Genomic DNA, 15,608 nt, shown 5'->3' with positions numbered 1-15,608 from the left:
TTAAGGAACATACAATGACACGAAATGAAGGCCAAGCCTCGGTTATTTTAGATAACGTCTGTAAGCTTATCCAGAAAAAAGTTCGCGCTGATAATGTGTTACTCGTTGAGAAATTCGCCAAAGCCTTGTACAGCAATATGTCTAAAGAGGATTTGGCAAATCGCAACGACAGTGACTTATATGGTGCTGCACTTAGCCTTTGGAATTCGCTAGAAAAAAATACATCAGATGACGCAGTTATTCGCGTTTTCAACCCTGAAGTGGCAAAAGATGGCTGGCAGTCATCGCATACCATTGTAGAGATCATTGCTAAAGATATGCCATTTTTAGTTGACTCTGTGCGTATGGCCATGACACGAGAAAACATTGCCTCTCACTTACTTCTACATAGCCCACTGAAAATTCAGCGTGATAAAAACGATAAAATATCAGGGTTATCAAGCTTAAAAGCAGAGCAAGAATCAACATCAACAAAAACAGTATTCTTCATAGAAATTGACCGTCAAACAGATGCTACTGTTATTGAGTCTTTCAAAAAAGAACTTGAATCTGTATTAGTTGATGTATCGGTTGCAGTTGAAGATTGGCAGCCTATTCGCGAAAAACTAATCGCAGTTAGCAAAAGCTTGCCTAAAAGCCACAAAGATAAAAATGATAACGAAATAAATGAAACCGTTGAGTTTTTAGATTGGCTAGTAAAAGACAACTTTACATTAATGGGTTACCGCCAATATGAGCTGTCGCCAGTTCAAGGTGATTATCAGTTAAAAGGTAAAATGGATACCAGCTTAGGGTTAATGAAAAACTCGGATGCTGAGCATACACGTTTGCTTTCTGAGTTACCTGAAGTGGCTCGTCAAGAAGCACGTAGTAGCAACTTATTAATATTAACGAAAACCAATTCATTATCTCGAGTTCATCGCCCAGCCTATATTGATTATGTGGGTGTTAAGCGTTTTGATGACAAAGGTAATGTGATTGGTGAAGACCGTTTTATAGGTTTATTCTCATCTAACTTTTATAACAACAGCGCTGCTGATGTCCCGGTTCTTAAAAGCAAGATTAATCGCATTATGGATATGTGTGATTTTGCTAAGGGTACACATGCATACAAAGCGGTATTAAATATCTTAGAAACCTATCCACGTGACGAATTAGTGCAAGCTCGCGAACATGAGCTACTTGAAGTTGCTATGGGCGTGTTACAAATTCAAGAACGCGATATGTGTCGTTTATTTGTTCGCAAAGATGCATACGGTCGCTTCCTATCTTGTATGGTGTATGTACCACGTGAACGTTATAACACGGCGCTGCGCCGCGAAACGCAGGCTATTTTAGCGAATGCATTTAATTCTGACGTTAAAGTCGAATTTACTACCTATTTCTCAGAGTCAACACTGGCGCGTACTCATTACACCGTTCGTGTGACCGATAACAATATTGAATATAACGTGAAAGACATAGAAAATAATCTAATTGAAGCCGCTCGTACCTGGGAAGATAAACTCCAATCAGCCTTGCTGGAATCTGCTGGTGAAGCCCGTGGTAACGAATTAAACCGTAAATACTGCAACGCTTTTGCACGTTCATACAAAGAAGAAGTATTACCAAGTGCCGCTGTTGTTGATATTGAAAAGCTAGAAATGCTAAACGATAACAACAAACTTGAGATGTTGTTTTATCGTCCACAAGAAGAGGCGAGCAGCAATATTGTTCGTTTAAGCTTATTCCATAAAGATGAGCCAATTCACTTATCAGATGTGATGCCAATGCTGGAAAACTTTGGTTTACGTGTTGTAGGTGAAACACCTTACTCAGTTAAAACCAGTGATGGTGGCATTAATTGGATCATGGACTTCTCAATGCTGATTGATAGCAAAGGGATGGCCGATTTTGATAAAATTTCCGCACGTTTTCGTGCCGCACTAACCAGTGTGTGGGCAAATCGTTTAGAAAACGATGGTTTTAACCGTTTAGTGTTAATGGGTGGGTTAACCGGTCGCGAAGCATCCATTTTACGTGCGTACGCTAAATACATGCGCCAAATTGGGGTTACTTTCTCGCAAACGTACATCGAAAGCACCTTTGCTAATTACCCACACATCGCGGCTAAAATCGTTAATTTATTTGCTAAAAAATTCTCAGTTAAAAGTCCTGCAAGTGCTAAAACGCTTGAAAAGCTAGGCTTAGAAATTTATGCAGAGTTAGAAAACGTAGCGAATCTTGATGATGACCGTATTATCCGTTTATACGTTGATATGATTGTTGCAACGCTGCGTACAAACTACTTCCAAAAAGATGCTGAAGGTAAGTTCAAGTCTTACATCTCACTTAAAATTCAGCCAAGTTTAATTCCAGAAGTCCCACTACCTGTACCAGCGTTTGAGATATTTGTTTATTCTCCGCGTGTTGAAGGTGTGCATTTACGCTTTGGTAAAGTTGCGCGTGGCGGCCTTCGTTGGTCAGACCGTCGTGAAGACTTCCGTACTGAAGTTTTGGGCTTGGTAAAAGCGCAGCAGGTTAAAAATACCGTAATTGTACCGGTTGGCTCAAAAGGTGGCTTTGTATGTAAACAACTACCTAGTGAGCGCGAAGCGTTTATCAAAGAAGGCCAAGAATGTTATAAAATCTTCATTCGTGGTTTATTAGACATCACAGATAATATTGAGCGCGGCGAAGTTGTACCTGCTGTTGATGTTACTCGTCATGATGAAGACGATGCATACCTAGTGGTTGCAGCGGACAAGGGAACTGCGACTTTCTCTGATATTGCCAACGGCATCGCAAACGAATATAACTTCTGGCTAGGTGATGCGTTTGCATCAGGTGGTTCAGTAGGTTATGACCATAAGAAGATGGGTATTACGGCTCGTGGTGCATGGGAGTCTGTTAAGCGTCATTTCCGTGAAATGGATATTAACTGTCAAACCACAGACTTTACTGCCGTTGCCATTGGTGACATGGCCGGTGACGTATTTGGTAACGGTATGCTGTTATCAAAGCACATTCGCTTGCAAGTGGCGTTTAACCACTTACATATTTTTGTGGATCCAAACCCCGATGCAGCTACTTCTTACCCAGAGCGCGAGCGTTTATTTAATTTGCCACGTTCATCATGGGAAGATTACAACAAAGAGTTAATTTCAAGCGGCGGTGGTGTGTTCTCTCGTGCAGCCAAGTCGATTACGCTAAGCCCAGAAATGAAAAAAATGTTGGGCACTAAAAAAGCCAGCATGACGCCTAATGAATTGATCAAAGCCTCACTTATGATGGAGTTTGATTTATTGTGGAATGGCGGTATTGGTACATACATTAAGCACTCTAAAGAAACAGATGCGGATGTAGGGGACCGTGCAAACGATGCACTGCGCATTAATGGTAAAGACCTTGGCGCTAAAGTCTTTGGCGAAGGCGGTAACTTAGGGGCAACCCAGTTAGGTCGTATTGAATTTGCTGCTAAAGGTGGCCGTGTAAATACTGATTTTATCGATAACGTAGGCGGTGTTGCGTGTTCAGATAACGAAGTAAACATTAAAATCTTACTTAATGGTTTAGTTGCCGAAGGTGATTTAACACGTAAGCAACGTGATGAGTTACTTTACTCAATGACCGACGAAGTATCTGAGTTAGTGCTTAAAGACTGTTATCGTCAAACACACACTTTATCGATTACCCAATCGAAAGGGACCTCAACGCTTAAAGAAAAAATTCGTTTTATTCATGCGCTTGAAAAAGAGGGCAAGTTAGACCGTGCGATTGAGTTTATTCCGACGGATGAGGAGTTAGCAGAGCGTGCTGCCGCAGGCAGAGATTTAACACGTCCTGAGCTTTCTGTGTTGGTCTCTTATGCGAAAATGGTTCTTAAAGAGTCATTAGTAACCGACGAAATTACCGAAAACCCTTACTATCGTCAGTTATTGGTTAAATCATTCCCACGCCCATTACGTGAGAAGTTTAACGATGCTATGAATAATCACCCACTACGCAAAGAGATCATTGCCACTAAGTTAGCAAATAATATTGTTAACGATATGGGCTTAAACTTTATGGTGCGTATGAATGAAGAAACAGGTGCAAACGAAGCTGAGATTGCATTATGTTATTCAATCGCAAGTGAAATATTCCAAATGCGTGAAACTTGGTTATCGATTAGTGATTTAGATAACAAGATACCGTCTAGCGTACAAACAGAAATGTTGTACCAGTTACGTCGTACTGTTCGTCGTGCAACTCGTTGGTTCTTACGTCACCGTACGAAAGCACAAACAATTGAGCAATCAATTGAAGCATTTGCACCTACGTTTGCCGATTTAAGTGAAAACTTAACTAAATACATTGTTAAAGCAGAAAGCGATCGTATAGAAAGTGCACGTGAAGAGCTAACGCAAAGCGGTGTTCCGGTTGAGATTGCTCAGCGTATTGTATCGTTATCAAGCTTGTTCTCTGTAATGGACTTGACACAAATTGCGCAAAACTCTAACCGTAAAATTGATATGGTATCGCACACTTACTTCAAACTTGGTGCGCAAATGGGACTACATTGGTTCTTAGACCAAATTACTAATCAACCTGTTTCAAACCATTGGCAAGCACTTGCGCGTGCTTCATATCGTGAAGAGTTAGATTGGCAACAACGTACATTATCTGAAGTAGTGTTAAACAGCTTTGAAGGTGATAGTAGTGATGTTGATGGTCAAATTGAACAGTGGATGGATAGCCAAGATCTGTTGTTACAGCGCTGGAAACAAATGCTAACTGAATTTAAAACATCGCAAAGTCATGACTTTGCAAAATTCTCAGTTGCACTTAGAGAGCTTATGTTACTAAGCCACAACTGTGATACCTCTGCAAAGTAATAAACTGCAACTGATTAAAATTAATCGTTAAACAGTTTTTTGTTATATAATACCTCAGCCTTGTCTGAGGTATTTTTTTGTCTACAACTTTAAGAGGATTATATTCATGTTTTACGATTTAGCTCGCCGTTTTATGTTTACCCGTGATGCGGAGTGGGCCCATGATTTTGCTCTTAATAACTTACGTCGCTTTGCTAATACACCGTTAAGTGCCGCGTGGTCACAAAGCGTGGCAAATAAGCCTGTGAACTTTTTAGGCCTCGAATTTAAAAATCCCGTAGGGCTTGCCGCTGGTCTTGATAAAAATGCCGAGTGTATTGATGCATTCGCCCAAATGGGGTTTGGTTTTGTCGAAGTAGGCACAGTAACACCGCGTCCACAAGCAGGTAACGATAAGCCTCGTATGTTTAGATTGCCACAGTCGAATGCAATTATTAATCGCATGGGCTTTAATAATAAAGGCGTTGATAATCTAGTAAATAACGTAAAAGCAGCAAAGTATGATGGCATTTTAGGTATTAATATTGGTAAAAATAAAGATACGCCGAATGAACAAGGCAAAGATGATTACATTCACTGTATGCGAAAAGTGTTTGAGTATGCATCTTACATAACCGTCAATATTTCATCACCTAACACACCAGGATTGCGTGACTTACAATATGGCGCAGCATTAGATGACCTATTGCAAAGTTTAAAAAATGAACAGTTAGATTTAATTGCCAAGCATAATAAAAATGTACCTATGCTGGTTAAAATTGCGCCAGACTTAGATCCTATTCAAATTGAACAAGTGAGCGAATCACTATTAACGAATAAAATTGATGGTGTGATTGCCACAAATACCACCCTTGAGCGTAGCCTAGTGCAAGGTCAGCAGTATGCTGATGAAGCAGGGGGGTTATCGGGTGCTCCTGTTAGAGAGCGTTCAACTCATATTGTTTCTGAACTAAAACGTTTAACTAATAATCAATTACCTATCATTGGTGTAGGCGGTATTGATGACGTTCAATCGGCTAAAGAGAAGATGAACGCAGGGGCTGATTTGATTCAAGTTTACACTGGATTTATTTATAAAGGACCACAATTGGTCAAGTCGATCATCAACGGCTTATAAGGATCTTTTATCTAAGCTTTTGATCGTTCGATAAATGTTCTAAAAAGACATTTTAAAAATGGTCAAAATCAGCTATACTCTAAGCTTATCGTCTTATTTACATATTAAGTACTAGGAAGGGAGGAGCATATGTTACAAGCGTCAAAGCAATGGCAGTGGATAGTGTGCGCTAAAAAAAACCGCTTATTGCTAGATTTAAATGACGATATGCAACTATGCACTCCTTATAAACTAAGGCAATTAACGGATTGCACCTTTAAAAACCCTTACTTTAGTTTAGAAGATGCCGCTTTTTATGAGCAGGTATATTATTACCTCGAGCAGTTTAACTTGTGGAACCCTGCGCAATTATGTCAAATAGCGCTTAATGCCACCGCGGTTAAGTTTCAATTAAAGCCCGTTTTAGCTAAGAGTTGGTTTTTTAAACCTTACACGGGTAAAACACCTAGTACTGAAGCTGTTATCAACTTGAGCTCTGAATCTCAAACTGGCGAGTTTTTAATTGTGGAGCATTGCCCTGATGCTTCTGTGTGTATTAATTTAAGCGAAACCTTTGCGCTTGACGATAATTTATCACTCTCACAGTTCGAAGTGATCCGCGTATTAAACAACCGTGTTCACCCGCTTATTATCTCACAGTACGATAGTCAAACCGCTTAATCTAATTTAGTTTTCCCACCGTGTTTATGGCGTATTTGTACGCGAACCTATGTTATAATCCTGTGCAATTAGCTATTAAGGGTTTTTACTTTGCAATTTATCGCACTTACTTCTATCGGAATCGAAAATTTATTGGTTGATGAACTTACAGAGCTTGGCGCTACGGTGTCAAAACAAACTGTGGGTTCTGTTCGCTTTGAGGCTGACTCATTACTAGCGCAAAAGGTGTGTTTATCAACACGCTTTGCTACGCGTGTACTTATGCTTATTGAAGAAAAAGAAGGCGTAAATGACAAAGACAGCTTGTATAAATTTGCACGCTTACAACCTTGGCAAGAGTGGTTTGGGCCTACGCAAACCTTTGCAGTTGACTTTAATGGCACAAACGACTCGCTTAAAAATACACAGTTTTCAGGCTTAGTGATTAAGGATGCGATTGTTGATTATTTTAATGATCTGTATGAACAGCGCCCAAATGTTGATAAGCAAGATGCGAATGTACGAGTGGTTGCACGTTTAAATCGCCATGGTGTTTCACTTTATATTGATTACTCTGGCCCGCGTTTATCAGAGCGTGGTTACCGTCAAGGTCAAGGTAAAGCACCAATTAAAGAACATTTAGCTGCAGCAATTATTAAGCGTAGTGGCTGGCTTGAAAATGTTAATCAGCCTTTATTTGATCCCTGTTGTGGTGCGGGTACTATTTTAATTGAAGCCGCTGGAATGGCGCGTAATGAAGCGCCAGGTCTATTTCGTGAAGGATTTGCGTTTGAGCGTTTACCTAGCTTTAGAGTGGCAAAATTCAAAGAACTTAAAGAGCAGCTTTTAGCAAATATTACCGACCCTAAATTGTGGTTGATTGGCCATGATCACGATGCAAATGTCCTTGATAAAGCCATTGCAAATGCGCAGCGCGCAGAACTTGATACGGTAATTAAGTTTAAACAAAGCGATGCAACTAAATTGACTGCGGTTGCTAAATTGCCGGGTGTTGTTATTTCTAATTTACCTTACGGTGAGCGAATTGGCTCTATGGCTGAGCTGGTTAACTTACATCGCAGTTTAGGTGTTGGCTTTAAAAAACACTTCAACCACTGGAAACTAGCTTTATTAGGCATGGATGAAAGCTTGTTTAAACTGCTTAAATTGGTGAAGCAAAAACGTTATAAATTTAAAAATGGCCCACTTGATGTTGAATTAAACTTGTATCAACTTGATGACAAGCAAGTGAGTCTTACCACGGATGACAAACCGGCTTTAAACTTTGAAGGTTCAATGGCCTTTGCTAATCGCTTGAAAAAGAATAAGCAAGGCTTAAAAAATTGGCTTAAGCAAAATCAAGTACATGCCTATCGCGTGTATGATGCAGATATTCCTGAATATAACGTTGCGGTTGATATTTATGGAGATTCAGCGGTTATTTTTGAATACGCAGCACCAAAAGAAATTGATGAAAAAACCTCAGAGAAACGCTTGCAAGATGTTATTAGCTTAACAGCGCAACAACTGGATATTGCACCTGAAAACATTGCGGTAAAAGTACGTAAAAAGCAAAAAGGTGAAGAACAATATACCCTGATGGCTAAGCAAAACAGAACCATGGTGGTAGAGGAGTTTGGTGCTAAGTTTAAAGTTAACTTATTTGATTACTTAGACACTGGACTATTTTTAGATCACCGTCTTGCGCGCCGTTACATTCAAGAAAATGCAAAAGATAAGCGTTTTTTAAATCTGTTTGCCTACACAGGAACAGCGTCGGTTCATGCTGCATTAGGCGGTGCAAAAGCAATTACTACCGTTGATTTATCTAAAACCTACCTAAAATGGGGGCAAGATAACTTTGCACTTAACGATATTAGCAATACGCGTTATCGGTTTGAGCAAGCCGACTGTTTAAAATGGCTAGAGCATGCACAAGGCCAATACGACTTGATCTTTTTAGACCCTCCAACATTCTCTAACTCTAAGCGAATGAAAGATGCGTTTGATGTACAAAATGATCACATTAAGCTGTTAACTTGGGTAAAAAAAATATTGAGCCCATCGGGTACGCTTATATTTTCTAACAATAAACGCGGCTTTGTGATGGACGAAGTAGGGTTAATGGGCTTAGGCTTAAAAGCGGAAAATATTTCAGAAAAAACCTTATCTCCCGATTTTAAACGTAATAAAAAAATTCATAATAGCTGGTTAATTAAACATGGCTAAGTGGGTTTTATATCACACGGACGGTTGCCACTTGTGTGAGCAAGCAGAGCAACTGTTAAAACCGTTACTTTCATCAGCTGATGAATTACAACTTATTGATATTATGAGCGATGACTCCTTAATTTTAGAGTATCAAATCAGTATTCCGGTTTTAAAAAATCAACAAGGCCAGCAATTGTTTTGGCCGTTTACTGCACCTCAGGCGCAGCAGTTTTTAGCGCAAGCAGAATAAGAGTAAAGATTAATTATGGATTTAATTAGAATTTCAAAAGCACAATTAGCCTACGGTACGCACCCATTATTAGATAATGCCGATGCGGTTATAGAAAGCGGTGAACGTGTGTGTATTGTAGGGCGTAACGGTGCAGGAAAATCAACGCTTCTAAAAGTCTTAGATGGCCAAGTAATACTCGATGACGGCGAAATAAACCAAGTCGGTAGTTTAAAAATATCGCGTTTAGAACAAGATCCGCCTAAAGGCGCAAGCGGCACTGTATTTGATTATGTTGCCCAAGGTATGCCTGAAATTGCTAACTTACTGATTGATTTTCATCATGTAAGTACACAATTGCAATCAGATTGTACTGATCAGTTACTCAATAAATTAGAGCGCTTATCAAATAAGTTAGAAGCAGCTGATGGCTGGCGTTTTGATAGTCGTATTCAACTGGTTTTAACCCAACTAGAATTAACCCCCGATGCAAAACTAGAATCACTTTCTGGTGGTTGGTTACGTAAAGTTGCACTTGCGCGTGCGCTAGTGAGCGAGCCTGATTTATTATTACTCGATGAGCCTACCAACCACTTAGATATGACAAGTGTAATGTGGTTAGAGCAATTTTTAAAAGAGTTTAAAGGCGGGATTGTATTTATATCGCATGACCGTGCTTTTATTCGCGCCGTTGCAACACGTATTTTAGATTTAGATCGCGGTAAACTAATTTCTTATCCAGGTGATTATGCCACTTACTTAGAACAAAAAGCGCATGATTTAAAAGTGGAAGAAACGCAAAATGCATTGTTCGATAAGCGTTTAGCAGAAGAAGAAGCGTGGATCCGCCAAGGTGTTAAAGCGCGCCGTACGCGTAACGAAGGGCGAGTTCGTGAGCTTAAACAATTACGTAATGAGCGTAAAAAACGCGTTGATCAAGTAGGCAAAACCGATTTCAATATTGAAACGGCTGATCGTTCAGGTAAATTAGTGTTTGAAGCAAAACACTTAAACCATGCATTTAAAGATAAAATCATTGCTGATGACTTCTCTACTTTGGTTATGCGTGGTGATCGTATTGGATTAGTCGGCCCTAACGGCATTGGTAAAACGACCTTATTAAAGCTTCTATTTGGTGATTTAAAAGCAGACAGTGGCGAAATAAAGCAAGGTGTTAATTTAGAGTTTGCTTATTTTGATCAGTATCGTGAAAAGCTTGATGAAGAAGCGACCGTTCAGGACAACGTAGCTGAGGGTAAGCAAGAAGTGATGATGGGTGGACGTTCTCGTCATGTATTAGGTTATTTACAAGACTTTTTGTTTCCGCCAGCACGTGCTCGTACCCCCGTAAAAGCGCTCTCAGGTGGTGAAAAAAATAGATTACTTCTGGCTAAGTTATTTTTAAAGCCATCAAATATATTGGTTCTTGATGAGCCTACCAATGACTTAGATATAGAAACGTTAGAGTTACTAGAAGATATTATCAATCAATACCAAGGTACTGTGCTGATAGTTAGCCATGACCGTGAGTTTATTGATAATACTTGCTCAAGTGTATGGGCCTTTGAAGGTAATGGTAAGGTAACAGATATCGTTGGCGGTTACAGCGATTATGAAGCTTATACCAACTATTTAGCAGAGCAGCAAAAGCAGCAGCAACAGCAGCCAGTTAAAAAGGTTGAAAAACCAGAGCCTGCACCCGTTAAAAACAATAACAAAGCAAATAAACTCTCTTACAAATTAAAACTTGAACTAGAGCAACTACCTAATAAAATGGAACAACTTGAAGCTGAGCTTGAAAAACAACAAGAACGAGTAAGTCACGAAGACTTTTTCAAGCAAGACAGTGATGTAACAGCTAAGGAATTGAACCATTTAGCCCAACTCGAGTCTGACCTTGAAGCCGCTTTTGAGCGTTGGGAAGAACTTGAAGAATTAAAGAATCAGTAGTAAGGAATAAAATGAAATATAAATTACTCGCGGCCAGTGTTTTAGCAACACTGAGTACATCGGCATTAAGTGCTACCTATGCGTTAACGGAGTTAGGTAACTTTGAAAACGCAAAACATACTTATGTTACCGATGTGAGTGAAAACGGACATGTCATTGGGCTTGCTAATGGCTTATACAATATCCCAATTGATATTAGTTATATTGATTTTACCGATAGTTTAATTAAGAACGCTTATACTAATGAAGTAAATTCATTTGAACTAAGTGACAAAGAAATTACGTTTACACTTGATGACATCGAAAACAACGACGCTATTTATACCAATGCTGATGCGCATACTTTTATGGTTCGTTTTTTATCAAACTTATCTGCTAACTTTGAATATCAAAAAATTAGCTCAATTGTTGCTACAAATTACAACAGTGGTGTAATTACAGAGCAATCTTTGTTTGATGTGGCTTCGGTTGATTATAATGGGTTAACGCGATCGACCAGCAATTTTTATAATGCTGTTGCACAGGATGGTACGACAGTAGGTTGGGGCAGTGCACCGTTTGATAAAATCACTTTTACACCAGATGGTGAAACTGAAGAAGAAACTTGGTTTACCCGAGAGTTTATAGAACGTGGTATTTTAATTTCTGAAGGCGGTGTCGATGTGCCGCTTGTTCCAGAGTTCACTGAGTATGGTGGGACGAGTAAAGCGTCTGATATTGTTACCACTGACACGGGTTACGTTGTTGTTGGTAATGTATCAGTGAGTATCCCTACAGAGAGACAAACCTTAATTGCTGATAATTGTGATGGTCTTGATGAACCACTCATGACGTGTATTGAATCAATTAATAGTCGTAACACACGTGGTTTATTTAATAAAACAGCAGTTAAGTGGACATTAGATAGTGCCTATAATGTAACCTCAACAGAATTGTTAGGTTTAGCGCTGACACCAAAAGAAGATGAAGACAGTAACCCTTTTATTAGTAATGCATTAGCGGTTAATAAAAATGGCGTTGCGGCCGGTTTTTCTAATACCCGTTATTTTGATAGAGATTCCACAATTTTAACGATGCCAGTTTACTTTAAAGATGGTGAAGTAATTGATTTTATTGAACAAAGAGATGACTGGCAAAGTGGTAAAGCATTTGCTATCAACGATAACGATATTGTTGTAGGTTATGCGACTAAGCGAATAGAAGGCACGCTAAGAAACAAACTTTTTTACCATAATATAAATACAAACACGACCGTGTTTCCTAAAGGTTACTTTATAAGCTCAAGCTCATATGCAAATGACATTAATAATCAAGGCTACATTGTTGGTGAAGGTGAAATTGGTGAATCTGAGAACACTCGTCGTTCAGAGGCCTTCATTTATAAAATTGGTGATGACAAGATCACTAATCTGAATAAATTGCTGCCTTGTTATGACAGTGATGGTGAAAGCAGTTTCAGCTATAAAATGGTAGAAGCTAAATCGATTAATGAAAACAACGAAGTATTTGGTGTTGCGACTAAAACAGTTGAAAAACGAAATTCATTGGGCGGAGTTGTTACCGATGTAAATGGTAATATTGAATATGAAAGTGTAGCCGTTGCGGTAAAACTTTCGCCTATCCCTAATGGTGAAGTTGAGAATTGTAAAGCCCCAGATGCTGAATTTTACGAACGCAGTTCAGCGAGTTTTTCTTGGTTTGGTTTATTATTACTACCACTTGTTGGTTTAAGACGTGTATTTAGATTTTAAATGAGCTTAAATCGTTAAAAAGAAGGACTAAAAAACCCAACTTGTTAAGTTGGGTTTTTTTTGTCTATAGTAATGTAAGCATTTAAGGGAAGAGAGGCTAATTATTTCTCATTCCCCATGCCCGCCTTACAGAGCGGCGCCAAATTAGATCTATTCCAAAGTAGCCAATAACACTGGCGATAGAGGCGCATACCAAAGAACCGACTAAGAATGCAGGGCCAATTGTCGTTAAGCTTTCTATAAACCATGCCCAACTGGCTTCGAACGCAAAGTGTTGTTCAGGTTGATTAAGTACTAATGTACCAACAAGGTAGGAGCCGTAAAAAATTGGCGGCATAGTCAGTGGATTAGTGATCCATACTAGCGCAACAGAAATGGGTAAATTAACTCTCAAAATTATCGCTGCGGCAGCCGCTAGCACCATTTGAAAAGGAACAGGGATGAAAGCAAAAAAGAGCCCAACAGCAAAAGCACCTCGTGCCGAACGTCTATTTAAATGCCAAAGGTTAGCATCATGTAAAAGACGGCCAAATATTCTTAGCGATTTGTGATGTCTAATTTTATTTGGATCGGGTAAAAACCGTTGGATCGTTTTTTTAGCCATTTAAAGCAACCATTTACTTCTGTGTGGATGAGTATTGGGTTTGTTATCGGAGTTGTTGTTACCGTATTTTATTACCAAACCCTTGAATTTACAGTTATCACAATTTCAATCCTCATTGTGAGCACGTATTTTAAGCCGTTTTTAACTGTATTGTTAGGCTTTATTTGCGGTATTTGCTGTGTAGCAGCACATTTTATCTTGTTTTATTCATTTGAATTACCTGATCAGCACGAAAAATATGCTTATTCAGTCAATGCTGTTGTCGAAGAGGTTATTTCTTCAACACCTCCACAATACGTAAAAGTAAAAATAACCCGTTTGGAAGATAGCGAATATAGTCAGTTTAGAGCACCTAAAGCCTTATTAAGTATTAATTCAACACAACCTATTCAGCCAGGTGATGCTTTTACTGCTCAAGTTAGGTTAAAAAATTTTAGGGGGATTAAAAATTTTACTGTGTTCGACAGTCAACTCTATGCCTTTACACAAAAAATAGCGTTTAAAGGCACAGTATTAAATAAGCAGTTAGCGATTTACAACCGCCAACAAAATAATCATATCGCGGCTTATAGGACTTATGTCAAAAAGCTCGTAAGTAGTGCTGAACTTAATTGGCTATATTACGTGCTCTTAACCGGAGACAAGTCGTTAATGACCTTTGAGCATAAACAATTAATGCAAAGTCTTGGGTTAAGTCATTTACTGGCTATTTCTGGATTGCATATCTCTTTGGTTTTTGGCTTTTGTTATTTTGCAGTGCGCTGTTTTCTTAAGTTGATTAAGCCTGAACTAAATCAATCATTAAATATCGCTATTTTTTATAGCGCTGCTGGCTTTGTTGCCGCTTTTATTTATGTTTACTTGAGTGATTTTATTATTTCGGCAACCCGCGCCTTAATTATGTTGGGTTGTTATTTGTTGCTTTATTATTTAGCGAAGAAAGCGCTTAGATGGCGAAGTATTTTATATGCGTTGGTTATTATTCTAGCAGTTAATCCATTTAGTTTGCTTAATCCTGGCCTTTATTTTTCTTTTTTAGCGGTATGTATTATTTTTATGGTTTTAAAACAGTTTCCGCTGCTAGGTCATTCATTGTTAGCCAATATTCGCACTCTTTTTGTTATTCAACTGGGATTATTTATTGGCTTATTACCGCTGTCATTATATTTTTTTAATGGCGTGAGTTTAGCAGGTTTAGTTTTAAATCTTGTCGCTATTCCCATTTTATCTTTTGTATTAATGCCTGCTTTATTTTTAAGTGTGTTGCTAGGGTTATTAACCGACTGGCATGCGTTTATTGTGTTATATGATTTTCCACTGACCTATATTTATCAAATGTTGCTGGCAATACCGCAGCACATACGTTGGCTTAATGTTGGTCAGGTAAGTATAACCACTGTGGTGCTGCTTTATAGTGTCGTTCCTTTACTTTACTTTATTAAGCTTCGCGTACTGGCGTGTATTCCGCTTTTGACTTTACTGTCTAATTATTATTTTACGCAATCTAGCCTTTGGCAGTTGAACGTATTTGATGTAGGCCATGGCCTAATGGTGTTGATAAAAAAAGACAAACATGCGTTTATTTATGATTTTGGCCCGAGTTACTTTAATCGCTTTAGTCGTGTGCCTAGTGTATTGCTACCCTATATTGACGCCCATAATTTAACGGTAAGTACCGCGATTGTTAGTCATCAAGATAACGATCATGCCGGAGGTGTTGCGCATTTTAAAGCGGCCGGTTATGCATGGAGTTTTGATTATTTTCATCCAAATGGTGTATATAACGACTGTGTAGCAACAACACTCGATTTTAATGGGTTGAGTATTCAAACCTTTGCTAAAGAGGAATTTAATAATAGTAATGATAATTCCTGTATCGTTAAAATCTCAGCGGCAAACTATAGTGTGCTACTTAGCGGTGACATATCAAAAACGCGAGAGTCACAATTAATTAAAAAGAAAGATGATTTACAAAGTACCGTTTTGATAAGCCCACATCACGGCAGTGACAGCTCCTCGAGTGACGAGTTTATTAAGGCAGTAAACCCAACGATTGTGATTCATTCAAGTGCCTATCAAGGTCAGTGGCAATTTCCAAGTAAAGCGGTAGTTGAGCGTTACAATAAAATAAACGCCAAACAATATAGCACCGGTGATGTAGGACAAGTTAGGGTTGATTTTTATGCTAAGCACCTTGAGCTTACTACAGCGAGGGCGCAGGAAAGTTATTGGTTTATCAAAGATTGACGTT

At 38.9% G+C, this 15,608-nt stretch carries 9 protein-coding genes; 8 read left to right on the top strand and 1 reads right to left on the bottom strand.

Features of this window, described 5'->3' with window-relative positions:
• Nucleotides 1–14: 14 nt before the first annotated feature.
• The 7 genes from MTN96_RS04610 (at nt 15) to MTN96_RS04580 (ending at nt 12,753) form a co-directional block, all read left to right on the top strand.
• The gene (locus MTN96_RS04610) at nt 15–4,856 is read left to right on the top strand and encodes an NAD-glutamate dehydrogenase (RefSeq protein ID WP_069439514.1); all 4,842 of its coding nucleotides are present in this window, start codon (nt 15–17) and stop codon (nt 4,854–4,856) included.
• 106 nt (nt 4,857–4,962) lie between these two features.
• Entirely contained in the window at nt 4,963–5,973 is a 1,011-nt protein-coding gene (gene pyrD, locus MTN96_RS04605; RefSeq protein ID WP_033103389.1) for a quinone-dependent dihydroorotate dehydrogenase, read from the top strand.
• Nucleotides 5,974–6,102: 129 nt separating this feature from the next.
• Nucleotides 6,103–6,633, top strand: a complete 531-nt coding sequence (locus MTN96_RS04600) for a cell division protein ZapC (protein ID WP_036982574.1) — start codon at nt 6,103–6,105, stop codon at nt 6,631–6,633.
• A gap of 90 nt (nt 6,634–6,723) precedes the next feature.
• On the top strand, nt 6,724–8,841 hold the full coding sequence (rlmKL, locus tag MTN96_RS04595) for a bifunctional 23S rRNA (guanine(2069)-N(7))-methyltransferase RlmK/23S rRNA (guanine(2445)-N(2))-methyltransferase RlmL (protein WP_069439512.1): 2,118 nt from the start codon (nt 6,724–6,726) through the stop codon (nt 8,839–8,841).
• The gene (locus MTN96_RS04590; protein WP_016900376.1) at nt 8,834–9,073 is read left to right on the top strand and encodes a glutaredoxin family protein; all 240 of its coding nucleotides are present in this window, start codon (nt 8,834–8,836) and stop codon (nt 9,071–9,073) included. The genes rlmKL and MTN96_RS04590 overlap by 8 nt, the downstream gene beginning before the upstream one ends.
• A 15-nt stretch (nt 9,074–9,088) precedes the next feature.
• Nucleotides 9,089–11,002 carry an ABC transporter ATP-binding protein gene (locus MTN96_RS04585; RefSeq protein WP_069439511.1) on the top strand — a complete coding sequence of 638 codons (1,914 nt, stop codon included), beginning with the start codon at nt 9,089–9,091 and terminating at the stop codon, nt 11,000–11,002.
• An 11-nt stretch (nt 11,003–11,013) separates the two neighbouring features.
• On the top strand, nt 11,014–12,753 hold the full coding sequence (locus tag MTN96_RS04580) for a DUF3466 family protein (RefSeq protein WP_069439510.1): 1,740 nt from the start codon (nt 11,014–11,016) through the stop codon (nt 12,751–12,753).
• Between the two features lie 97 nt (nt 12,754–12,850).
• Here the strand turns inward: MTN96_RS04580 and MTN96_RS04575 are convergent, their stop codons facing one another.
• On the bottom strand, nt 12,851–13,357 hold the full coding sequence (locus tag MTN96_RS04575) for a DUF2062 domain-containing protein (RefSeq protein WP_013465022.1): 507 nt from the start codon (nt 13,355–13,357) through the stop codon (nt 12,851–12,853).
• On the opposite strand from MTN96_RS04575, the gene MTN96_RS04570 reads away from it, so the two are divergent.
• Nucleotides 13,337–15,604, top strand: a complete 2,268-nt coding sequence (locus MTN96_RS04570; RefSeq protein ID WP_069439509.1) for a DNA internalization-related competence protein ComEC/Rec2 — start codon at nt 13,337–13,339, stop codon at nt 15,602–15,604. The genes MTN96_RS04575 and MTN96_RS04570 overlap by 21 nt on opposite strands.
• Nucleotides 15,605–15,608 lie beyond the last annotated feature (4 nt).

The sequence above is a fragment of the Pseudoalteromonas sp. 2CM28B genome (genome assembly GCF_023161935.1).
This window is presented reverse-complemented; position numbering and strand designations above follow the sequence as displayed.